Raw genomic sequence first — 22,884 nt, 5'->3', positions numbered from 1 at the left:
TGACCGCCGTGCGAGCACGGCGGTTCAATGATTCTCCATCACCCACTGCACGGCAGCTTGGGTGAGGGAGGGCATGTTGGCGAGGTTTAGTTTCTCTTTGATCCGCGATCGATAGGTTTCCACCGTTTTGGGGCTTAATTGCATCTGCGTCGCAATGTCGCTGGTGTTCATCCCACGACCGATCAATTCAAACGTCTGAAGCTCGCGATCCGAGAGGACTTCGGAGACCGAATTCCCGAGACTCTCGCCCCCCTGGACGATACGTTGCAGCAGGTGAGTCGACATCTTTTGGGTGAGGAACAGGTCGCCCCCCAGCACTTGACGGATCGCATCGACGATCAGATCGGTGGGCTGCTGTTTGTTGATGTACCCTAACGCACCAGCACGCAATGCTCGCTCGGCGTACAACGATTCTTCGTGCATCGAACAAACGAGCGTTCGCGTCGTCAGACGTTTCGTTTTGATCTGTTTGATAAGCTCCAAACCATTCCCACGCTTCAGCGAAACATCGACCAGTGCAACATCCGGCTTGCACGCGTGCAACACTTGCCACCCCTCTTCGACGTCCCCTGCCTGCCCACAGACATGGAAATCCTGCTCCCGTTCCAGCCGCGACACCAAGCCCTCGCGCATCGCCGGATGATCATCGACGATCATAACAGTCGTCATGAGATTCCCCATTGCGTTGAACGTTAAGCTACCGTTTCGGAATGCTTTGCGGTTAGCCCTTCGGCGACGGAACCTTCCGCCAGACGGGCGCTCCCCAAGAACCATGGCGTCCGGAGACATCGCAACCAATGCAACGACACTGCGGCGTCTTCCCGACAAACGATCCCCAGGGAACCGACGACTTGCAGGCAAGCCACATGAGGTACCGCTACAACGTTCCGTTACCCATACGACAGCCGATCAAACTATCTTGACAGCCGACCGGACAGAATGGCAAGCTAATTTCATCCCCCCCCCGGAGAAAGATAAGATTGCGTCAAGGCAAACCCAACCGTATCGCGACAACCTGCCCCTCGCGCCCAATCCGAAACGCGTCCCTGCGACGCGATCTACCACCGCACGGGAACACCCAAGGCAAAGCCTGCAGGCTTCAACACGGCAGCGCACGTCGCGTGTACACTTGGTCACTACGCGGGACCGACGAACATCCGCACAGCGAACGTTGGTTGTCGGACAGCCGAGACGCTTGGTTCCTGTGGGGACAATGGCCTGTCCACGCGAGCGCTGGTAACATTCGTGCTAACGCAGCGACATGTGATCGATGGCTTCCGATCGGTTGCGTGACACGAGCGTTCCGCACTGCCGCGATCTGCACTGCCGCGATCTGCACATGCCGGGATACATCAATCAATCCTCACCCTCAATGACCAAAACCATGACTCAACGAATCATTGCCACTCCGTTCTACCGCCCCACCGATGCAGCGCTGCGTTTCCTTCCGGAAGGCCCCTACCCGATCGGCCCTTCCAAAATGAGTTGGGTGGCGATTCAGCACGGTGCCAACGCGAGCCAAGGGTCGTTGAACGTGTTCGATTTTGAATCGGGTAACAATCGCTCGCACGTGCTGCCGGGACGTCCCGGTTTTGCGTTCCCTTGCGACGACGGCCATTCGTTTGTCGTGGGTTGCGAACGCGCCTTGGGCATCTTTCACCCGGGCGACATCACTTGGTCGCCGTTCCATGAAGAAATCGATCAGGCGGTCGAAGGAACCGTGATCAACGACGGTTTGGTCTGGGAAAACAACTTGATATTTGGCACCAAGGATCTGGAATTCAAAACGCCCAAAGCGGGGCTCTATCTGTGGCGTGGCAGTGATCGCAGCCTGATCCAATTGCGAAACGATCAGGTTTGCAGCAATGGCAAGGCCATCGTGCAGGAGGGCCAGCAGACGTTCCTGATCGACATCGATTCGCCCACCCGCAAGATCGTTCGCTACCCCATCGACATCGCGGCCGGGACGTTGGGCGATGCGGAAGTGGTCGTCGATCTGACAGCGGATCCCGGCGTCCCCGATGGCGCGATCGTGACTCCCGACGGCAAGTCGGTGATCGTTTCGATCTATAACCCCAATCCGGCGCCGCACGGCGAGACCCGTCAGTACGATTTGAAAACCGGTGAATTGACCACCGTATGGGAGACCCCCGACTCGCCGCAAAACACTTGCCCCAACCTGATCGAACACGACGGCAAGGTGCATCTGGTGATTACCACGGCAGTGGAACACATGCCTGAAGATCGCCAGGCCGACGCGCCGCAAGCGGGCAGCCTGTTCATCGCCCCCACCGAATTCACCTCCGTGGGAAAGAATCCATTGTTCCCGCTATCCTCCATTTAGTCGGTTGATTTTTCACTAAAGGAGCGATTAAACTAGCCAAGACAAATGCCGTGGAACGACTCTTCTGTGACATCTCTCATGACTAAACGGCTGATTGCAACTGACGAAGCGGGCTACGGCCCGCAACTGGGCCCCTTGGTGATCGCGGCAACTTGCTGGGATCTTCCCGAAGCGGCTGACATGACCGCGACGCTCGCGGATCTTGAGCAAGGCTTTGAAATCCCGTCGCTGGGTCGGGTTCGGATCGGCGATTCCAAAAAGCTGTTTGCCCCGGGTCGAGCCGGTGGGCTACGGACCCTTGAGATCGCGATGCTCAGCGTGGCCGCATGCGCTTCTTCGCGTCCGATCGCATCGCTCGCCCAGTGGTTGCGTCTTTTATCGCCCGCCACGCCAGAATCGCTCGCGACAACGCGATGGTTTGCCAATTTGAGCGAACGATTTCCGATCGATCTGAAAGAGTCGATCGATTGGACACAATTGACCGCGGCGGTCGGCGAGCACTGGCAAACCGACACGTTGCAGATGCGATCGGCTTCGGCAACGATCCTCTCGGCGGCAGCCTTCAACGCGATGTGCGCCTCTGCTGGCAACAAGGCGACCTTGCTGTCCGAACAGACTGTGGCGTTGGTGAAACCGCAAATTTTGGATTGCGACGCGGAGGATGTCGAAGTCTTCAGCGACAAGCACGGCGGGCGAGCCTATTACGGCAGCCTGTTGCAACATTTCTTCCCCGAAGGTCGGGTTTCGGTTGAGACCGAAGGACGTCTGACCAGCCGCTACCAAGTGCAGCTGGCCGATCGCACGATCCGCTGGCATTTCACCGCCAAAGGGGACACATTCGCCCCGGTCGCGTTGGCGTCGATGATAGCCAAATATACGCGGGAACGATTGATGGACGTCTTTAATGCGTACTGGCAAGCCCAGGTGCCGGGGCTGCGACCGACGGCCGGATATCCCGGAGACGCGCGTCGTTTTTTGAGCGAGATCGCGTCGGCGATCGCAAAACAAAAACTGACCGATCAAGAACTTGTGCGGTTCCGTTGACGCAGCGTCAGCAACGACAATTCCGGGGGACAGCGGAAGCGTTGCAAGTGTGTGCCGAACAGCCCGCGCGTGACATGCATCGTGGTCGGAGGGAGATCAAATTCTCCCGATGCAAACCGACTGCCATAGTGACTCGGGGATAACAACGGTCCGGCAAATGGCAGACGACCATGTCCACCATGCGTGTGTCCAGCCAACATGAAATCGACGTGGTTACGTCGGGCCCAAGCGATCTGATCGGGTGAATGGCTGAGAACCAATCGGAACCGTTCATCCCCCACAGCGTCCAACGGCGGTGCGGGACCGAACCACGGCAATTCATTTCCAGCGATCACAATCTCGGTATCGCGCAGCGTTATCGGCTGGGCCCGCCCTCCCAAATCGGTCCAACCCAACGCTTCCATCTCACGACGCACCATTCGAGGGTCGGCGACGCGGGTGTCGTGATTGCCCAGGATAAAATAACACCCGCCCGCCGCGTGGATGCCGCCGAAACAATCGGGCAGCCAAGCAATGCAGTCAGCCTTGTCGACGATGTCTCCTGTCAAACAAACGATCTCCGGTTCCCACGCCATCAATTGGTCGGCGACGTATTGGTAGAACGTGGGCAGCATGTCGCCTGTCAGATGGACATCGGACAGATGGGCCAGCCGCAGCCCGTCCAACGTGGCGGGCAGCCGCGCGACGGGAAGTTCCTTGTGTTCGATCGCCAGATGAGAGATCTGATTCATTGGCAACGCCGCGTTGATACGACATCGCAACGAACCGAACGGAGACGTTGGCAATTGCGCATCGACCACGACGTGCGTCACCCGGCGTTCGACCGGCAGCCAACCGATGCGAAAGATCGGGCGGTAAATAAGCCACGGGATTCCCAGCACCAAGATCGCCGCCAAGCAGATCCAACTGTAGACCTGCAACGCCGCAGGCAGCGCCGCCGGGTTCGGGTAAAAGTACGCCACGATCGGAAACAGAAAACACTCAACCGCCACCGACCGCTCGATCAATTTGATCTGCCAACGCTGCAAGCCCGTCGCGTTGATGCGGTTATAAAACGTCAGATGCAGCCCAAAATGGCCCACTAAAATAAGCATCCAATGAGCGATGGGGAGGAACATAAGCGGAAGATCGGCGAGAAGATTTTTTAGGATGAAGGGCACCGACAGCGTGGGCATCTGCCGGTGTCGTGGGGGAAATCGAGCCGTGGGGCTGATTCCGCAACACGAGGAATCGGCGGGAACCTCGACTCCCACGTTGATGCCAATGTCAGTCGTTCGGAACGACTTTCAGAAGTCTAGCGGTTCGCTGGTTCTCTGGCAGCGCCGAACCGACGCCCTTGCCCCGCGACGTTCATTCCGCCGCTGCGATCTCCTTCATGAAGAGAATGCCTACGTCGGGTACTTCCATGGGCCACGATACTCGCGGCGCAACAATCCGTTGGCTTCGGCATCGCCGGGAATCGTTTCGGTTGCGCCATCCCAAGCGATGCTGCGCCCCAACTTCATCGACAACATCCCCAACAAACTGAGATTCGTCGCCTGGTGACCGATCAGCGCGCTGCAGGTTGCCGGTTTGCCCGATTCGATCGAACGCAAAAAGTCTGCCCACAGCAATTGCATGTTATGGCCATCGGGTTCTTGCAATTGAGCATCTTCGTGCTGGATCGCCTTTTTGGAATCGGTCGGATAAAACGTCCACCCGTCGCGCCACCCCACATGCAACGTCCCTCGGTCACCATAAAAATAGCAACCCACGTTGTGGCGTTCGGGACCGTGACCGGCAAACTTACGGTGTTCCCAAGTCGCGGTAAACGATTCGAATTGATAGACCGCGACCTGACTGTCGGGGGCGTCGGTTGTTTGTTCGGTGGCGTTCAATACGGCAGGCCCCTGCACCGGCCGACCTCCCGTCGAATAGACGCTCTTGGGGTACTTCTCTTCGGACCACATCAACATTTGATCCAACCAATGGACGCCCCAGTCTCCCAGCGTTCCGTTGGCAAAGTCTAAGAAATGCCGGAACCCGCCGGGATGAATTTTGCGATTGAAGGGACGCAGCGGCGCGGGGCCGCAATACATCTCCCAGTCGAGCGTTTCGGGCGGCTCCGAATTTCGCGTCGGCCGCTCAACGCCCCCCTTGCTGTTGACAAACATCCGCACCGCACCGATCGTCCCCAAATTTCCATCGCGAAGGAATTGATTTGCCGAAACATGATGCGGCCCGATCCGGCGATGTAGCCCCACCTGAACGCTCCGCCCTGTCGCCTGAGCCACGTCGACCATCGCGCGACTCTCACCGATCGTATGCCCGGTCGGCTTCTCGACAAACACATGGCACCCCTTCTCGAGCGCCGCGATCGCATTCAGGGCGTGCCAGTGATCGGGAGTGGCGATGATCACGATATCGATTTGTTCGCGGTCCAACATCTCGCGGAAATCGCCGTACGTCTTCGCTTGATCGCCGCACAGGTCTTCGATCTCCTCGGCGGCGAGTTCCAATTTGTCCTGATCGACATCGCAGATCGCCACCACTTTGACCCGCTGCGACGCCACCGCCTCGCGCAAAATGTTCATCCCCCACCAGCCCGCTCCGATCACCGCGGTTCGATAGGTCGGTGATTTCTGCGCCCCGTGGATGGCGGGGGCGGCACACAGGGCTCCGGCAGTTGCAGCCGAAGCGATGAATTTTCGACGGTCGATCGACATCGAGGCTCTCTAAATTACTAGCAATTGGAAAATGATGACGTGGGGGGCTTGCCAGTCCCTAATAATAGCCATGTCCGGTGAACGTCCGGTCCACCGAACGATCACCAAACTGGGGAAGCGTACAAGCTTCCCTAGTGTAGATCACCGAGAGACCGCAAAAAAGTAAGCCCCGAGCGCGGACGATCGAGGCAATCTTTTAAAAAATTTCCATCAGCCCTTGCATGCCCCGTCTGCAGAGGGGTAATATGAACAAAAGTCTACCTCCATGCAGTGTCCGATTTCCGGTCAATGCAAATTGAGTGTTACGGCGGACTTTGATTGAATTTTTCGCGTCCCGTAGAGGCCCCCGTCCACATTGGTACTGATAACACATCCGTTGGAGGTATCGATCCAAAGAGGCCCGTGACGCGCGATTCGACACCCGAATTAACCATGTATCACGCGACGCAAATCAGTGCATGAACGTCCTGACTGATGAAAACTGTGCTCGCTCAACTGAACTTCCCGATCGGGAAAAACACCGAACGCCATCCATAGCTAGCGTTCATTGGAGCCAAGAATGAAAATCCGATTACTCGTTGTTGATGACCACGAAGTTGTTCGACTGGGACTGCGTAACCTGTTGTCTGATGTCGAAGTCGAGATTGTCGGCGAAGCGGTAAGTTCTGCCGAAGCACTCGAATTCCTGACAAAGGAAACTCCTGACCTTGTCTTATTGGACATCCGTATGCAGGGGGGCGATGGCCTCGCTGCGTTGGGACGTATCAAGCTGGACTATCCCGACCTTCCCGTCGTTCTGCTGTCGGCCTACGACAATCCAACCTACGTCGCCCGTGCGGTTGCCTTGGGCGCTGCGGGCTACCTGCTGAAGGACTGCGAACGCAGCAAGCTTGTCGAAGCGATCCGATTGTGCGCCGGTGGCGGCTCGGCCTGGACCCGCGACGAACTGCGTCGCGTGACCGGCGCGTTAGCGACGCCACGCATCGCTTCGGACATCGACGTACCGCTAACGCAACGCGAAAGCGAAGTGCTGCGACAAATGGCGTTGGGTCTCACCAACAAAGAAATCGCCAAAGCGCTCGACATCAGCTATGAAACGGTCAAAGAGCACGTCCAGCACATCCTCCGCAAGGTGGGCGTGACCGACCGTACCCAAGCGGCAGTTTGGGCCGTTCGCAAGAACCTGGTCTAAGCGAGTCGCTTCTTTTCGACGCCAACGGCTGCCACGATTTCCAGGTTGCGGTTCTAACTGACCGCCGCCTTGATGGAATCGAGCATCGGATCCGAAGGCGCGGCGGGCTGATCGGTCCGCAATTCGAAAGGCAGCGTGATGATGAACGTGCTGCCGCGGCCCAGTTCGCTTGTAAAAGTGACCTCGCCCCCCAACAGCTTGCACAGCTCTTTAACGATCGATAGCCCCAGCCCGGTTCCCGAGAACTCGCGCGTCAGCCCGTCGTTATCCAGCACCGCCTTGCTTTGGCGAAACTTCTCGAAAATCACCTTCTGATCGTCTTCGGGGATTCCGATTCCGGTATCGGTAACCAGCAGACGGAATCGATCGGCACCGACCAGTTCGATTTTGGCAGTGATCAGTCCCCCTTCGGGAGTGAATTTGATCGCATTGCCAAGCAAATTGGTCAGGATCTGCCCGATCTTGTTTTGGTCCTGATAGACAAGTGGCAGGTCGTCGACCGATTCGATCGACAGGTCGATGTTCTTTTCGTTCGACAGGCTGCGAACCATATCGCATTGCAAGCTGACGACCGAAACCAGGTCGAACCGCGTCGGGCGGACCTCCATCTTGCCCGCCTCGACCTTCGCCAGATCCAAAATGTCGTTGATCATCTCCAACAGCACCCGGCCGCTTTTTTCGATGTTCGACGCGTAATTCCGCTGCTTTTCGGTCAGCGTCTGAAGGCCCTTGAGGACATCGGAAAACCCGATGATGCTGTTCAGCGGCGTCCGCAATTCGTGACTCATGTTCGCCAGGAAGTCGCTTTTCAATCGGTTTGCTTCGTACAGCTGCAAGTTCAACTGAGCCAACTGATCGACGCGTTGGTCCAATTCACGGTTCACCTCGCGCAATTGGTCCTGCGTTTCGGTCAGGTGGCGAAGCATGCGGTTGAACGCATCGGCCAGTTCGTTGAATTCGTCTTCGGTATCGATCTCGGCGCGCAGTTCGGTGTTACCGCGCGAAATCGAATCGCTGACATCCCGCAAATGCTGCAGCGGATGCAGCACCAGGTACCGCAAGATCATGTGCAACACGGCCAGCGTGATCGCGATGATCAACATCGCAAGCGCCATCACGACGGCCCGGATCCAGGTCGCCGAGGCTTCGGTCTCTTTGTAGGGCATGCTCACCCGAACGGCCCGAAACGGCGTCGCAGCGACCAATTGTTCCGCGAATTCATCGTTCGGCAGATCGCTGAAAAAATTGAAGTTCGGGCTGGTGTGGCAGGTCATGCAGATCGGCTTGAAAAAGATCGGATCATAAAAAATGTACCGATCCCCCACCGGGCCCCGCTCTTCGAACAGCGGCTGCAGTGTCAGATGCATGAAATTGTCGTTATCGTCCAGCTCGGTCGCCTGCAGGAAATTGGGACGGTTTTCGGTATAGTGCCGCGTCAAATAATCGCGGTACCGACGCTCCAGATCTTCCAGCTTGGACCGCTCTTCCAAATCGGTCGACAACACCGGCGTCCGCAAGTCCTGCAGCGTGGGCCCTTCGTCCAAAGCGATCACTTCCGCCGAATGCCGCTTCTTTTTCAGCAGGTAGACATCCAGCTTGTCCAGCGTTTCCCAATCGCGAGCTAGCAATTTATCGAGCGATTCGTCGTCGACCTTTTGCTTGCCGATGATCTGCTGTCGCTGCTTCTTGACCGCATCGGTCATCATCACCCGCCAGTGCTCGCGAGCTAGGATCGTGTTGGCGTAGTCCTTGGCACTCTGCTGGATCTTCTGCGAGACCAGTCGCTGGGCGATGACTTCAACAATCGAAAACGCGAAGAACATCAGCAGCAGAAGCGCTGCGCCGAAGAACAGCAGACATTTCCGCTCCAGGCTCATCGACGAAAAGATGCCCGATAGCATTCGGAACATGTCCGCGCGGTCCTCGAGGAATCAAAAGGGGCCTAAAAGAAGACAAGCCCCTTTTGTCGCACACAATCATTCCTTTGGCAATCGCAACACGCGCCCCCCTTCATTTGCCAGCGGCGTGCCGACCCCTTCGGCAAGATCGACATTCGCCAGATAGGTGTGCGATTGTCCCTCGGTACGCAATTGAGCGACCGAATTGAGTTCACACAGCGTCGCCCCGATCGTGACGCTGCTGCTGCCACCGACGCTGATCCCGCTGCGTCCGTTGTGCCGCGCGGCGATCCCGATCAATTGAACATGATTGGCTTTGTCGTGCGCATTGATCCCATCCAACCGATAGCCACGCACGGTGAGGTCGCTGATGATCACATGCTCGACGTCATACAGCGTGATCCCGACCGCTTCGGTCGTGATTTCTAACGGTTCGTCTAACGGGCTCTTCCCCGCCGGAGGGCGATAGAACATCCGCCCATTCCAATGTGCCCATTGTCCCGCAGCCATCGCCGACAGGTCGCCATCGCTGCTGATAAAACGTGACATCGCGCGGCCGGCAAGCATCATCTGACCATATCCCGGACGCGGTGGGATGTAGCGGTACAGATCACCGCTGACGATCTCCCAACCATCGCGGCGGGGCGAGGTCGATCCGTCCAAGACGGCGCCGTTGCCGACGATCCGAAACGGAAACATCGGTGTGCCGCTGTGTCGGGTCCCGTTCAGCGAGATGCATTCACGGTAGGGAATGTCGGTTTTCGTGAGCACGATCGAATCGCCAGGCTGAGCGACCAGGAGTGCCCGCATGATCGTGCGGTAAGGACCAAAGGTGGCAGGCCCGGCAACCAAACCGCGATCGTTCTGATAATCGCTTCCAGAAACGTTGTCGATCACCAGGTCGCGTGCCAGCAACGCGGGCATCCATGAGGCGATCGAAACCGCAAACAGAAGTGTTCGAATAAGCATGGTCATCCCGAGGGTCGGTCTTAGGAATTCGTTCGAATGTATCGGCGGGTGGGTTGGTATCCCCAAGGGTTCAGTAGCCCTCCGCCCCTGCAAACCTAGCATGCGTCTTCCCCGCGATCACGTGCAGTCGGTCAGTTAATCGCAGGATCGAAGATTTTCTCGAAAAATAAGATCGTTTCGACGGTGGAATATCCCACGGTGACCTAGGGCTTGGGACCAACGTCGTTTGTCGTATCGGACCAAAAAGTTTAGGATCAGGTCGGGGCGTCGTGGGGCCACCTCCGCAGCACGCCCTCCCGAGACCTCACGCAAACACACCTCTTCCAATCCGATTGCACGCAATTTCGAATGCTCTACGAATCCCATTCCCACACCCCGCTCTGCAAACACGCCCACGGAATGCCTAGCGAATACGCCGCCGCCGCCCACCGCGCCGGCCTGCCGGGGTTGACGATTACCTGCCACAACCCGATGCCCGATCAATTCTCAGCCCATGTCCGGATGGACCTTGATCAATGGGACGAATACCAGCAGATCGTTGCCGAAGCGGCCGACCAGTGGCGCGGTAAGGTCGACGTCCGCTTGGGATTGGAGGCCGATTATTATCCCGGCCATGTTGAATTTGTCCGCCAGCAGATCGCCGACACGCCGCTCAGCTACGTGATCGGATCGGTCCATCCGCAAACGCCCGAGTACCGCCGCGACTATCGCACCGACGACCCGCTGCAAGATCAGATCACCTACTTCAACATGCTCGCCGACGCCGCCGAGACCGGCCTGTTCGATTGCATCTCCCACCCCGACCTGATCAAAAACGAAACGCCGGAAGATTGGCAAACCGAGCGATTGATCGACACGATCGCCAGCGTCCTGGACCGGATCGCCGCGTCGAACACGGCGATGGAATTGAACACCAGCGGACGCTACAAACGGATCACCGAGATGAATCCGTTCCCACAAATGTTACGCATGATCCGCGAGCGAGAGATCCCCGTCGTGATCGGAGCCGACGCGCACGTTCCCGAGCGCGTGGGCGAAGGTTATCCCGAAGCGCTCGCGATCTTGCAGGACGCCGGATTCGATGAAGTCGTCTACTTCGTCGACCGCCAACCCCAAGCGGTCGCGATCCGCGAAGCGCTCCAGTTCCCGTGGGTCCAGTAGCAAATCCTGCCGATCGCTCCCAACCGCAACATCGCTCCGGACCTGCCGCCTATTCGCTGAGCGATTGCAGGTAATCCAACAGCGACGCGAGATCGTGAACGCTGTAGGTGTTCATCAGCCCGTCGGGCATCACGGAGGTCGGCAAGGTTTTGCGGATCTCGATGTCGTCCTTCATGACCGTGTACTCCTTGGCGTTTTGATCACGCAACGTCACTCGGTCGCTCTGCTCGTTGGTCACAAAACCGGTTAAGGTGTCGCCGTCGAGCGTCACGATCACGTTGGTCACAAAGCCCTGTGCGATCGTCTTGCTGGGCAGCAGAATCGCCGCGGCCAATTCGGGACGCTTGTACGTTCGAGCGATGTTCCCCAGGAACGGTCCCTTCTGCGGTTCGTCTTTGCTGATCGTGTGGCATGCGGTGCAGTTGGCTTTGGCAAACACCTGCTGCCCCCAACGGAGATCACCCGATTTCGAAACGGCTTGTTGCAGCGCCTGGTCGATCGCCAACGAACTCAATTGAGGCGACATATCGGTCGGGCGAGGTTTCAGTTTCAACCGCTTCACCGCCGACTTGGCAGCTTCCGAAAGCGTTGTGTCCGCCGCGTTGATCGAAGACAAAATCTGTTCGTCCAACAGGTGGCTGTCCGTTGCCGCGGCGGCTCGGATCAAACGCGCCGCACGGTCGCCCGCGTTTGCCCAAGCGCTGTCGATCGCTTCGCGGGCGACCTCGCGCGTCTCGGGACTGCGATCCTTCTGTTCCGCCAATGCGATCAGGCCGGCATCGGCCCACAGGTTCTTTTGCCGCGCGGGATCGTTCGCCAATGCGACCAACGCCCCAGCATATTGATCCAGCTTCGGCGACTTCAGAAACGCCGCCGTCGCCGACTTCAGCGGGTCGCGGGCTCCCGAGGCTTTGCTCAGCGAATCCATCGCGGTCACGATCGCGCCGACTGCGTCGGGGCCTTCGGCTTTTGTCAGTGCAGCGACAGCTTCCGCCAACGTCGCAGGGGAAGCCTCCGAGGAATTGACCGCGCGCGACAACAGCGCCAACCCTGCGGGTGAGACATCGCTGGCGGCGGCCAATTGGGTCACAGCCGTTGGGATCAGGCTGGCGTCGCTGCCGGCCAGCTGCAACAGTCGGTCGAGTGCTTCGGTCGATTCGATCCGATTGGCAGTCATCGTCTGCACCAACCAAGCCGCTTCGTCTCCAGAGGCTTTCGCCAACTCCGCTTTCAACGTGGCAGCGATCTTTGGCGTCTCCTGCCACGGTTCGGGTTGATAGTACGGTCCGCGGGTATCGGGGCGCGTTCCCCACGATTGCCCATTCCAAACGCCTTCGTGGAAATGCAATCGGCACAGCGTTGCCAGGATCGCACGGCGATCGGCGGTCGCGTCGGCTTTCGCTAACCGGTCGATCAAGCTGTCGACAACGTCGGTCGAATGCATCATCGCCAGGGCGCGGAAGGCTGCGTCGGCGGCGTTGTTGTTGCCATCGATCGCTCGCCAGCAAGCGGCACTGTTGCCGCGATGAGCCAACGTGCGGACGGCAACGTGCACGATCACCGGGTCGGTCGACGCGAGGGCTTTGATCAGTTCGTCGTCGCTGGCATCGGTCTGCAAGCGTTCGACAAGATTCCGGTCGCTCGAACGCGTCTGTTTAGCGTCGGCCAGCAGCTTATCCGCGGCGGGATGTTTGCGATGTTTCAGTTCCCGCTGTGCCGCGATCCGGCGACGGTAGCTGGTCGATTCCAGTGCAGCGACAAGGTCTTCGTCCGAAGCTTTGGCGAAGTCGATCATCGGTTCGGGCTGGAAATCCTTCGGCGTCACGCGAACGATGTAGCCGACATTGGGTCCTTCCCATTTGAACGTTGCCCCGCGCCAACTGGCCACATACAGGCCGCTGTTTCCGTCGACGTCGGCGTCGGTCGGGCGAGTCATTTTGACGATCGGTTCCGGCGGAGCGGTTTCGACAAAGGTCGATCCTTTGGGCTCCACGGTGTGTCGGTACAATCCGCCCGTTCCCCAGTCGGCCGTCAGCGGGGCGTCGTTCCATTGGCCAAAGCCTGGTTCGTCCAGATAGACCGCGCCGCATCCCGAACCGCCACCGTAATCGGCCAGCGGCGCAACGCACTCGTCGGCAAAGTTCTTGTACAAACGCGGGTATCCGTGGTCGTCCATCCCGGTGAAGTGATGCAGTCGCACGTCCCAACCACCGCCATCGTTGGTGTTGTCGCGAGCGAACAGATCCATCCGCGGACTGATCGCCACCTCCAAGATATTCCGCGTGCCGGTCGAATAGACTTCCAATCCGGTCCCATCGGTACGGACGCGGATCACGCCCCCACCGCGATGTTGCAGCGTGCGTCCATCGCGACCGACGGCGTTCATAAATCCGAAGTCGCCGCCGGCGATGTACAACCATCCGTCGGCACCGAGGCTGACGCCGTTGGTCGTGTGGTCGGCGGGGCGTTTGTCGTAACCGAACGCTAGGTCGCGGACCAAAATGTTCTGTTCGTCGGCGATCCCATCGAGGTCGTGATCGATGAACTCGCTCAAGTGCGGCGGGTGCATCAGATACAACCGGTCGCGATCCCAGACGAGACCGCGCGGCGCATCGACGGTGCAGAACGTTTTCGTTTCGTCGGCCCGACCGTCGCCATCGAGATCGCGCAACCGGATCACGCGGCCGCGCTCGGGATCGCGCCCCAGCGAACCGTTGCCGTCGGAACTGACATACAACGTTCCTTCAGGTGCCGCGGCGACAAAGACGGGATAATTGACGGCTGGCGGCGCAGCGAAAACCGTCGCTTCGAAACCATCGGCAACTTGAACGTCCTTGAGAATCTCCGCCTCCCGCTCGGGCGCAAGGGGCAGAATTTGAGGCGGGGCGTTTCCGAAGGAGGTGTAGAGTTCTCCGGCGAGCGGTTTGAACGCCTGCGGTTCGCCATCGGAATCGGCGGGCCACAACGCGTTAATCCCTTCCCCTTTTAAACGGATCTCGCGAATACTGCACCAGCTTCCTCCGCTGGAACAACCCACTCCCGTTAGCCGTAGAAATTTGAAGGCCGTTGGTTTGGCGATCGCGTGCGGCCCGTTCTCCCGGTTTTGATTGTTCGTTAGATCCAACAGCATCGTCCACACTTTGGCGTCGTTCGATCCCTCGACGCGGTATCGATAGATGTGATTCGATTCCCACTTCAATCCGATTTCAGCGACCGCTCGCGGCTGTTCAAACTCGAACTGAATCCACTGGGGATAAGTTCCGTTGGCGGCGCACCAACGCGTCTGGTCCGAACCATCGATCGCGTGCGCCAACGGGTGCCCGCTCTGCGTGCTCGAAGAACTCATCCGCACCAACGTGGCATCTTTGGGCATCACGTCCGACGGACCGTCGCTCGACGAGCGCAGTTTCGAATCGATGAAGGTAACCTTGTTCGACCCGCTGTAAGGTTGCAAATCTTCTTCGGTCAATCGATCGCAGGCCCACAGCAAGCCGCGGGTGACGAGATCCATATACTTGTCATCGGCGACCGTGGCGGTGTTGTGTCCCAGCGTGGTGCTGAAGCCGCGGATGCCATCTCGCTCGGTCGTCCAGGCGACGATCGCATCGACCACTTCCTCTTTGCCGTTCTTGCCAACGATCTGCTTGCCCATCGCCAACGGTTTGGCGTCGAAGACGTTGACGTTGTTGTACAGCTCTTCGTTGATCGTCGTCCAATCGGCAAGCGTCTTGGTGATCGGATGCTGCGGGTCGACGTAATGGACATCGATCGGTTTCTGGGGGCCGTGTGAATTCGATTGCAGTCCCAGATGCCGGAACCAGGCGTCGCCGCCGGTACGGAAGCTGTGCATGGCGCAATGCAGATGGACCGCTGGGATCTTTTGATGCACCTGCAGGATCCGGTTGACGATCGCTTGGTCTCGGATACCGGCGGCGCATTCGTCGTGGATGATTACGTCGTAGCCGTCGGCCCAGTCCAATCGTTGGAACAGCGGGAAGGGGGGCGTGACGGTCTTGTCGTCGGTCCAGTAAACGTCGACACGGACGTTCGCGCGGGCGGAGATCTCTTTCGCGATCACCGCTTGTTGGCCGGCGTAATCGTGACAGCATCCGCCAGCGATCAAAAGAGCGCGCAGCGGAGGTCGGACCGCGGACGGTTCCGATTCTCCGTCCTGGGCGACGCCGCTGGTGGCGAGAAAGATCGCTTGGGAAAGCAGCACCGCGACGTACAGCACCGTCGCGCGGAATAGAAAACGGTTGTTCATGGAGTTGGGAAAGATTGAGAGTGATGTTGAAGAATTGGTGACAACGGGGGGCCTTGAGAGCGTGGGCGTTTGGGGCCGACCAGTCACCTTGGGGGGAGGCCTTATCGTAGTCGGTCGGGCCGTGTTTGTCTCGGGGAACGCGATTCGTTCGATTCGGTCTTTGCGGCGGACGGATCGTTTTGATACGGTCCCACCGACTTCAAGGACAGAACCGATGTTTCCCCAGGTGGAGAGCAGAATGACACGCGGGCAGTGGGCAACACAGCAACATTTACGATCGATCACCTTGGTATTGGTGCTTGTAGGCGCCAGCATCACGACGGCTGCGCCTCCTTCGTTTCTTAATATGTTCACCCGTCGGACGGTCGAGGCCGATCCGAACGTGGAATATGAACTGAGCGAAGAAAACGGCCCCTGGCTGATCCTGGCCGCCTGTTTTGGTGGGGAACAGGGGAAGCAACAAGCTTCCGATCTGGTGATGGAGCTACGACAGGACTACAACCTGCCCGCCTACATCCACCAAGAGGCTTACGATTACACCCGCCCGCTGATGGGTTCGGGCCCCCAACCGGTCAAGATGCGTCACCTGAACGGACGCAAGTACGATTCGTATGCCGTTCTGGTCGGCGAATTCGACTCGCTGCAGAACCCTTCGATAGAGAAGACGCTGGATTTGGTGAAGCACGCGCAGCCCAAATCGCTCGATTTTTCGAAGACGGGCAAGACCAGTCAACGCTTCGCCGCCTTCCGCCAACTGCAATCGAAGCTGTTCAATAAGGACAGCGAAAAGCGTCAGGCAGGCCCGATGGCCATGGCCTTTGTTTCCAAAAACCCCCTGCTGCCCGATGAATTTTTCAATGCCCCGGTTGTCGATGCGTTTGTCCGCAGCATGAACGAAGACGTCGATCACAGCTTGCTGGACAACCCTGGAAAGTTCACCGTCGTCGTCCGCTCCTTCGGCGGCAACGCCACAACCGACTTCGGCAACGGCGCGGGAGCGTCGAAACTGGTCCCCAATCCGAACCGATTGAACAAGGGGGCTGAACAGGCGCACAAGATGGTGGTCGCCCTGCGAGCCAAGGGAGTCGATGCGTATGAGTTCCACGATCGCTATCGAAGCATTGTGACGGTCGGCGAATTTGATCGCTTGGGCGAAGAGGTTCCCGGCGGCGAATTTCGCTACGCTCCTGAGATTTTGCAAACGATGCAAAAATATTCGGCGGGCAAATCGATCCAACAAGCCTCCCACGGCACGCAACTGGCCGCCAACCACATCGCGGGGATTCCGTTTGACCTGAATCCTCACCCGATTGCGGTCCCACGGTCGAGCAAGCGCAGCCTATATGCTGGCGCACTTGGTTTTGGCGGCTAATGCTGTCAACGCCCCCTTCACGTCGAGGGCTTGGTTTGCGAAATTTGTGAACGATTCGTTCACTTTTTGCGGCACCGGTTTTCGACGATTGAAGGCAGCTCATGACCCTCTGGCAAATCGATATTTATCCCAGCGAAGGCACGGTCGACCGCGATGGGGCGCGAATCGCCGAAGAGATCTTCGAACTTCGCTTGGCCGACCACTTGGACGTTGCGATGTCCAAGAGTTTTCTTGTCGAAGGTGATTTGGACGCCGATGCGGTCTCCGCGATCGCTGCCAATTATCTCGTCGATCCGGTCACGCAGCGATCGGTGATCGCCACCGTTGGCAGCGACGAACTGCTCGCCTCCCCCAACGCCAACAAAACCTTGGTCCATGTCATGGCCAAGCCGGGCGTGATGGATCCCGTTGCTCAAAGCACCATCGCGGCGATCCGCGACGGCGGTTGGCAAGTCGAAGGGGTCCGGACGGTGCGGAAGTATTGGCTGCCCGAACTGCCGCCGCAACAGCTGGATCAAATCTGCAAGCGGGCCCTATCGAACGATTCGATCGAACAAGTGATCGTGGGACCGCTGCAACTGGACCGGCTGCAAATCGGTTCGGCTTACGAGTTCGAATTGCAACATGTCGCCATCCGTGACTTGGACGATGCCGCGTTGGAACGCCTGAGTAAAGAGGGCCAGCTGTATCTGACGCTCGTCGAGATGCAGACGATCCAAAAGCACTTCCGCGACTTGGGCCGCGAGCCGACCGATATCGAACTCGAATCGGTCGCCCAGACCTGGAGCGAGCACTGCAGCCACAAAACGCTGGCGGGCCGAATCGCATACCGCGACGAAAACGGCGAGCGTCGCTTTGAAAACATGCTCAAAGAAACGATCTTTGCCGCGACCCAATCGATTCGCAAATCGCTGGGCGATGACGATTGGTGCGTCAGCGTGTTCGAAGACAACGCCGGCGTCGTCACCTTCGACGACGAATACAACATCTGCTTCAAAGTCGAAACGCACAACCATCCCTCGGCGCTGGAACCTTACGGCGGGGCAAACACCGGCATCGGCGGCGTGATCCGCGATCCGCTGGGGACCGGGATGGGAGCCAAGCCGATTTGCAACACCGACGTCTTCTGCTTCGCTCCGCCAGAAACCGCTCCCGAAGATCTCCCCGCTGGCGTGCTGCATCCCCGCCGCGTGATGAAAGGTGTCGTCTCGGGCGTCCGCGATTACGGCAACCGGATGGGAATTCCTACGGTCAACGGTGCGGTCTATTTCGACCCGCGTTACCTCGGCAATCCATTGGTCTATGCCGGCAACGTCGGTCTGCTGCCGGTCGACAAATGTTTTAAGGAAGCGTTGCCGGGCGACTACATTGTGGCGATGGGAGGCCGAACCGGCCGCGACGGAATCCACGGCGCGACGTTCAGCAGTGCGGAATTGACCAGCGAGAGCGAATCGCTTTCCGGCGGCGCAGTCCAGATCGGCAATGCGATCACCGAAAAGATGGTCGCCGACGTTCTGCTGCAGGCTCGCGACGCAGGACTCTACAACGCCGTGACCGATTGCGGTGCGGGCGGTTTCAGTAGCGCTGTCGGCGAGATGGGCGAGAAGATTGGTGCGGAGGTTTGGTTGGACAAGTGTCCGCTCAAATACGACGGACTCTCTTACACCGAGATCTGGATCAGCGAAGCGCAAGAGCGAATGGTGCTGTCGGTTTCGGCCGACCAGTGGGAACCGTTGCAGAAGCTCTGCGAAAGCGAAGGGGTCGAAGTCACGCGGATCGGAAAGTTCGAAGCGACCGGCAACCTGCGACTGATGTACGGCGAGAACTTGGTCGGCGAAGTCACGATGCACTTCTTGCACGACGGCCGGCCGCCGATCGTTCGCGATGCGATCTATCAGGCACCGCAAGTCTGCCCGCTGGAGGGAACGGTTCCCGCCGACCACGACGAGACGCTGCGAAAGATTTTGGCCGCGCTGAACGTCGCCAGTAAGGAATGGATCATCCGCCAATACGATCACGAAGTCCAAGGTGGAAGCGTGATCAAGCCGTTGGTTGGTGTGCAAGCCGATGGACCTGGCGACGCTGCGGTCGTGCGACCGCGCGTCGAGAGTCGCCGTGGAATCGTGATCAGCAACGGCATGAACCCGCACTTCGGCGACTTCGATACCTATCACATGGCCGCCAGTGCGATCGACGAAGCGATGCGAAACGCCGTCGCGGTGGGAGCGGATCCGGCGAAGATTGCGATCCTCGACAACTTCTGTTGGGGCTACACCGATCGTCCCGAAACGCTTGGGTCATTGGTCCGTGCGGCGATCGCTTGCCAAGACATGGCGATCGCGTTGGGGACGCCGTTCATCAGCGGCAAAGACAGCTTGAACAACGAATTCAGCTACAACGACGACGATGGCAACCGTCAAACGATTGCTATCCCGCCAAGCCTGTTGATCAGTGCCATGGGACAAGTCGAAGACGTTTCAAAGTGCGTCACGATGGATCTGAAACAGGCTCGCAACGCGATCTATCTAGTTGGCGAAACCAAAGACGAACTCGGCGGATCGCACTTCTCGTTGGTCAACAAGCTTTCCGGCGGCCAGGTACCGACGGTCGAAGTGCAAACGGCCAAAGCGATCTTTGCCGCGATGCATCAAGCGATCCTCAGCGGCAGCGTCCGCGCATGCCACGACCTCAGCGAAGGTGGACTGGCTGCGGCGGTTGCCGAAATGTGTTTCGCTGGCGAATTAGGAGCCGACCTGCAGATCAGCGACCTGACGCAAAGTGGCCTAGGCCCGGAAGTAATCCTGTTCAGCGAATCGAACTCCCGATTCCTGGTCGAAGTTGCCAGCGACGCGACGGAAAGCTTTGAAGCTTGTTTTGCTTCGCTGCCACTAACTCGAATCGGCTCCGTCGTCGAAGGGGAATCGTTAACGATCCGCGACGCCGACCAAACCGTCATGGAATCGCAGTGGCCCGCGTTGAAGCAGACCTGGCAAAAGCCACTCGCCTTCGAATCGCATTAGAAGTCCGCCGAAAAGGGCGTTCGCACGGTAGCACGCTTTCGGCGTTGAGAATCGTCCGCAGACACGTTTCATTGGAATTGAGCGTGAGTCGGTTCTCCGATCCGCTATTCTGCCACCACGAAGTGCGACCTACAGGCTCGCAGCGTTCGTGACTTCCGCCATTCGCCGGTGCGATTGGCGAGTCGCGTTTACGCAGCGTCAAACGCTGACCGATCCGCGAAAGCCGCGGGCGGCGTAGTAGCTCTGGGCCCCGTTGTGGTAGATGAAGACCTGACCATAGCGGAAGTCGCCAAACAAGGCGCCGCCAAGGGCACGCACTTCTGCAGGAGTTCGAATCCAGCTAGAAGTCTTTGTGTCGAAATCGCCCAGCGTTTGTAGCTCGCGATATTGTTCCTCACAAAGCAGATCGATCCCGATTGCCGCTGCCATATCGAGCACGCTATCTCTGGGGGGCTGCGACTTCCGCGACTCCAACGCTTCCCTGTCGTAGCAAACACTGCGTCGCCCGATGGGACTTTCGGCGCAGCAATCGAAAAACAGGAAAGCTCCGGTTTTCTTGTCGCGCCCCACAACATCGGGCTCACCGCCGGTCCGCTCCATCCTCTCCAGCACTGCGCGTTTCGCGGGATTGCTATCGATTCTCGCTTTGACATCGCTCCAGCGAATGCCCCGATGCCGGCTCTCATTTGCGTTGAATCGCGACTGAAGCGTTGCCAAAAGATCCTCCGATGGCTCGGTGGAATCGAGACGGGACTCACGTTTCTTTTTCATGGGGGGTCGGTTTGTCCATCGAGGGGCCAACGAACAGAATCGCTTTCGCAAAGACGACTATCCTATCGCACCCGCTTCCGCTGTGCCAACGCAAGTAAATCCCATGAAACGTCCTCCCCTCCATGCAGCAGCACCGCTTCACGACCAGGGGATTGCGATTCGCCCTGCGGTCGAAACAAATGCCGTGGCGTTTCGAAGGCCGATCCTATGGCCTTGGTTTGTGGAAGAACTCGCGGTCGTTCATGCGTGGTTGCTCGCCGTACGTCGGGTAGGCTCCGTCGTAATACGGCGGCGTTGGATAGGCCTGGGTGGGCGGGTATGGCGTTAGCGACGCGCCGCCAAACCCGGGTTGAGCGTATCCGCCGGGATAACCGGATCCGCCGCCGGGATAGCCACCACCGTGGTATCCGCCACCGGAATGCCCTCCGCCAGGATAACTGCCACCGGGGTGGTTTCCGCCAGGCTGGCCGTTTCCGCCGGGACCTGGGCCGTGGGGATGGCCGCCGCCACCGGGGTAGCCGCCACCGTTAAATCCTGGATTGGCGTAACCGCCGGGGTAGTAGCCGCCGACGTTCATGCCGGCCAAGGGAGCTCCCCAAGCGGCATAGGGAGCAGAGTAGGGTCGCACGGGGAAGCGCCATTCGCCGTAGGGACGCACTGGCTCGCCCCACTTTTCAACGGCGTGGTAGTTGTCTGCTGCTTGGCCATATTGCAGCGTGCTGCGATACTGGCGATAACCGCTCTCGCGATAACTGGGGTCGACCCGAGAGACCGCTGGAGCGTGCGCTGCATATTGCTCGACGCGCGCCCCGGTCGACGGGTCGTGCGTGTACGTGCTCGGCAGCGTCAACCAATCCGCTCCCCAAGCAACGCCCTGGACCGCGACCACGACGGTGGCGACGATCAGCTGGCGAATTGCTAGGTTGGGGAATCGCATCGGATACACTCTCGGGTTGGACGTTTGCGTTGAAAGGCGTCTGCTTGGCCTCTTTCCACAATAATCCGGTTCCGAATTGGCAAGCGACTTGTCGCCAGAAAGCCGACTCTAACGCCTGATGCCCGCCGTCAAAATCGCTACAACCCGCAGCCTCCGACCGGCATCACGGCTCTCCAACTTCACCGCAGCTCGAAAAACCGCGTGTCTGAAACCGATCCCCTTCAACCGATTTGCGACCGAGTCGCTGCCATTTGGCCCGCGGGGCGGTGGGCTTCGCTGCGCGTGGTGGTCGGTGTCAGCGGCGGCGCCGACAGCGTCTGCCTGCTACGGACGTTGGCACAGATGGCCGACGAGGCTGCATCGAATCTGATCGTTGCCCATTACGACCACCAGACCCGCGACGATTCGGCGGACGACGCAGCGTTTGTCGGCCAACTGGCTCGTGATTTGGGACTCGATTTCGAACTCGGCCGCTCCGCGTCGCGCGATCCATCGCGCAGCGAAGCCGATCTCCGCGGGGAACGTTATGAATTCCTCGACGCGGTCGCTCGGCGGCTCGGCGCCCGCTATGTCGCTGTCGCGCACAACCGCGACGATCAAGTCGAAACGATCCTGCACAACATCTTCCGCGGCACTGGCGGATCCGGCGCCCGGGGGATCGCTGCGTTTCGCCCCTTGGGGGAAGACCTCGTGCTGGCTCGTCCCTTTCTGAACGTCGCGCGCCAAGCAATCGAAGCGGCGATGGCGGCGATGGGGCAAGCCTATCGCAACGACCCAACAAACGCCGAACCGATGTGGACGCGGAACTGGTTGCGAGTCGAACTGCTGCCAATGCTCAAGGATCCGTTTCCGCAAGTCGATGAATCGCTCTTGCGTTTGGGGCAAAACGTCGGCGAACTGCAGGCGGCTGTCGATCAAATCGCGGCTGAACTCGAGACGACGACTGTCGTTTGCGAAGACGCTATCGTGCGCATTGATATCGCGCCACTTCAGCGGGCTCCCGAAGCTGTCAAAGTCGCTCTACTGCAAGGTTGTTGGAAAAAAATGGATTGGCCGCAGGCTAAAATGTCGCATCGACACTGGAAACGGTTAACACAGTTGTTGAAGAACAGTGGATCCGAGGTAGATCCGGCCGGTTTTGATCTTCCTGGAAATGTTCACGTTTCGGTATCCAACGACGCGATCATGCTGACCCAACGTCTATAAA

At 58.8% G+C, this 22,884-nt stretch carries 15 protein-coding genes; 7 read left to right on the top strand and 8 right to left on the bottom strand.

The window, feature by feature from the left end:
• Positions 1 to 24: 24 nt before the first annotated feature.
• Positions 25 to 669 (bottom strand): response regulator transcription factor, encoded by a 645-nt coding sequence (locus tag Poly24_RS11860; protein WP_231753594.1) that lies wholly within the window; start codon positions 667 to 669, stop codon positions 25 to 27.
• Positions 670 to 1,384: 715 nt separating this feature from the next.
• Between Poly24_RS11860 and Poly24_RS11855 the strand changes: the two genes are divergently transcribed.
• Positions 1,385 to 2,344: an SMP-30/gluconolactonase/LRE family protein gene (locus Poly24_RS11855; RefSeq protein ID WP_145095101.1), complete on the top strand. Its 960-nt coding sequence runs from the start codon at positions 1,385 to 1,387 to the stop codon at positions 2,342 to 2,344.
• A gap of 78 nt (positions 2,345 to 2,422) precedes the next feature.
• Positions 2,423 to 3,388, top strand: coding sequence for a ribonuclease H family protein (locus tag Poly24_RS11850; RefSeq protein WP_197452514.1), 966 nt, complete (start codon positions 2,423 to 2,425; stop codon positions 3,386 to 3,388).
• On the opposite strand, the gene Poly24_RS11845 is transcribed toward Poly24_RS11850, so the two are convergent.
• Together Poly24_RS11845 and Poly24_RS11840 are read right to left on the bottom strand one after the other, a co-directional pair.
• On the bottom strand, positions 3,364 to 4,482 hold the full coding sequence (locus Poly24_RS11845) for a metallophosphoesterase (RefSeq protein WP_231753593.1): 1,119 nt from the start codon (positions 4,480 to 4,482) through the stop codon (positions 3,364 to 3,366). The two genes, Poly24_RS11850 and Poly24_RS11845, sit on opposite strands and share 25 nt — an antisense overlap.
• A gap of 294 nt (positions 4,483 to 4,776) precedes the next feature.
• Complete coding sequence (locus tag Poly24_RS11840) at positions 4,777 to 6,093, bottom strand: Gfo/Idh/MocA family protein (protein WP_197452513.1); 1,317 nt, start codon at positions 6,091 to 6,093, stop codon at positions 4,777 to 4,779.
• A 559-nt stretch (positions 6,094 to 6,652) separates the two neighbouring features.
• Here Poly24_RS11840 and Poly24_RS11835 point away from each other — a divergent pair.
• Positions 6,653 to 7,285: a response regulator gene (locus Poly24_RS11835; protein ID WP_145095091.1), complete on the top strand. Its 633-nt coding sequence runs from the start codon at positions 6,653 to 6,655 to the stop codon at positions 7,283 to 7,285.
• A gap of 53 nt (positions 7,286 to 7,338) precedes the next feature.
• On the opposite strand, the gene Poly24_RS11830 is transcribed toward Poly24_RS11835, so the two are convergent.
• Together Poly24_RS11830 and Poly24_RS11825 are read right to left on the bottom strand one after the other, a co-directional pair.
• On the bottom strand, positions 7,339 to 9,195 hold the full coding sequence (locus Poly24_RS11830; protein ID WP_145095087.1) for a sensor histidine kinase: 1,857 nt from the start codon (positions 9,193 to 9,195) through the stop codon (positions 7,339 to 7,341).
• A gap of 66 nt (positions 9,196 to 9,261) precedes the next feature.
• The gene (locus tag Poly24_RS11825) at positions 9,262 to 10,158 is read right to left on the bottom strand and encodes a hypothetical protein (protein WP_145095084.1); all 897 of its coding nucleotides are present in this window, start codon (positions 10,156 to 10,158) and stop codon (positions 9,262 to 9,264) included.
• 342 nt (positions 10,159 to 10,500) lie between these two features.
• On the opposite strand from Poly24_RS11825, the gene Poly24_RS11820 reads away from it, so the two are divergent.
• Entirely contained in the window at positions 10,501 to 11,313 is an 813-nt protein-coding gene (locus tag Poly24_RS11820; protein WP_145095081.1) for a histidinol-phosphatase HisJ family protein, read from the top strand.
• A 49-nt stretch (positions 11,314 to 11,362) separates the two neighbouring features.
• On the opposite strand, the gene Poly24_RS11815 is transcribed toward Poly24_RS11820, so the two are convergent.
• Complete coding sequence (locus tag Poly24_RS11815; RefSeq protein WP_145095078.1) at positions 11,363 to 15,577, bottom strand: DUF7133 domain-containing protein; 4,215 nt, start codon at positions 15,575 to 15,577, stop codon at positions 11,363 to 11,365.
• Positions 15,578 to 15,815: 238 nt separating this feature from the next.
• Between Poly24_RS11815 and Poly24_RS11810 the strand changes: the two genes are divergently transcribed.
• Both Poly24_RS11810 and purL read left to right on the top strand, forming a co-directional pair.
• A complete protein-coding gene (locus Poly24_RS11810; protein WP_145095077.1) occupies positions 15,816 to 16,949 on the top strand; it encodes a hypothetical protein in 1,134 nt (377 codons plus the stop codon).
• 101 nt (positions 16,950 to 17,050) lie between these two features.
• Positions 17,051 to 19,969 (top strand): phosphoribosylformylglycinamidine synthase subunit PurL, encoded by a 2,919-nt coding sequence (purL, locus tag Poly24_RS11805; protein WP_145095074.1) that lies wholly within the window; start codon positions 17,051 to 17,053, stop codon positions 19,967 to 19,969.
• Positions 19,970 to 20,167: 198 nt separating this feature from the next.
• Here the strand turns inward: purL and Poly24_RS11800 are convergent, their stop codons facing one another.
• Together Poly24_RS11800 and Poly24_RS11795 are read right to left on the bottom strand one after the other, a co-directional pair.
• Positions 20,168 to 20,740 (bottom strand): DUF4256 domain-containing protein, encoded by a 573-nt coding sequence (locus tag Poly24_RS11800; RefSeq protein WP_145095071.1) that lies wholly within the window; start codon positions 20,738 to 20,740, stop codon positions 20,168 to 20,170.
• A 205-nt stretch (positions 20,741 to 20,945) separates the two neighbouring features.
• Entirely contained in the window at positions 20,946 to 21,677 is a 732-nt protein-coding gene (locus Poly24_RS11795) for a hypothetical protein (protein ID WP_145095068.1), read from the bottom strand.
• 201 nt (positions 21,678 to 21,878) lie between these two features.
• Between Poly24_RS11795 and tilS the strand changes: the two genes are divergently transcribed.
• Positions 21,879 to 22,883 carry a tRNA lysidine(34) synthetase TilS gene (tilS, locus tag Poly24_RS11790; RefSeq protein ID WP_197452512.1) on the top strand — a complete coding sequence of 335 codons (1,005 nt, stop codon included), beginning with the start codon at positions 21,879 to 21,881 and terminating at the stop codon, positions 22,881 to 22,883.
• Position 22,884: the final 1 nt, after the last annotated feature.

The organism is Rosistilla carotiformis (assembly GCF_007753095.1).
GTDB lineage: Bacteria > Planctomycetota > Planctomycetia > Pirellulales > Pirellulaceae > Rosistilla > Rosistilla carotiformis.
The sequence above is the reverse complement of the archived record's forward strand: the minus strand, read 5'-3'. Positions and strand labels throughout refer to the sequence as shown.

Bases quoted from the DNA above. Each gene is read 5' to 3' on its own strand.
- purL (WP_145095074.1), top strand. From the start codon at position 17,051: ATGACCCTCTGGCAAATCGATATTTATCCCAGCGAAGGCACGGTCGAC.
- Poly24_RS11825 (WP_145095084.1), bottom strand. From the start codon at position 10,158: ATGACCATGCTTATTCGAACACTTCTGTTTGCGGTTTCGATCGCCTCA.
- Poly24_RS11815 (WP_145095078.1), bottom strand. From the start codon at position 15,577: ATGAACAACCGTTTTCTATTCCGCGCGACGGTGCTGTACGTCGCGGTG.
- Poly24_RS11850 (WP_197452514.1), top strand. From the start codon at position 2,423: ATGACTAAACGGCTGATTGCAACTGACGAAGCGGGCTACGGCCCGCAA.
- Poly24_RS11830 (WP_145095087.1), bottom strand. From the start codon at position 9,195: ATGTTCCGAATGCTATCGGGCATCTTTTCGTCGATGAGCCTGGAGCGG.
- Poly24_RS11860 (WP_231753594.1), bottom strand. From the start codon at position 669: ATGACGACTGTTATGATCGTCGATGATCATCCGGCGATGCGCGAGGGC.
- Poly24_RS11800 (WP_145095071.1), bottom strand. From the start codon at position 20,740: ATGAAAAAGAAACGTGAGTCCCGTCTCGATTCCACCGAGCCATCGGAG.
- Poly24_RS11835 (WP_145095091.1), top strand. From the start codon at position 6,653: ATGAAAATCCGATTACTCGTTGTTGATGACCACGAAGTTGTTCGACTG.
- Poly24_RS11820 (WP_145095081.1), top strand. From the start codon at position 10,501: ATGCTCTACGAATCCCATTCCCACACCCCGCTCTGCAAACACGCCCAC.
- Poly24_RS11855 (WP_145095101.1), top strand. From the start codon at position 1,385: ATGACTCAACGAATCATTGCCACTCCGTTCTACCGCCCCACCGATGCA.
- Poly24_RS11840 (WP_197452513.1), bottom strand. From the start codon at position 6,093: ATGTCGATCGACCGTCGAAAATTCATCGCTTCGGCTGCAACTGCCGGA.
- Poly24_RS11810 (WP_145095077.1), top strand. From the start codon at position 15,816: ATGACACGCGGGCAGTGGGCAACACAGCAACATTTACGATCGATCACC.
- Poly24_RS11845 (WP_231753593.1), bottom strand. From the start codon at position 4,482: ATGCTTATTTTAGTGGGCCATTTTGGGCTGCATCTGACGTTTTATAAC.
- Poly24_RS11795 (WP_145095068.1), bottom strand. From the start codon at position 21,677: ATGCGATTCCCCAACCTAGCAATTCGCCAGCTGATCGTCGCCACCGTC.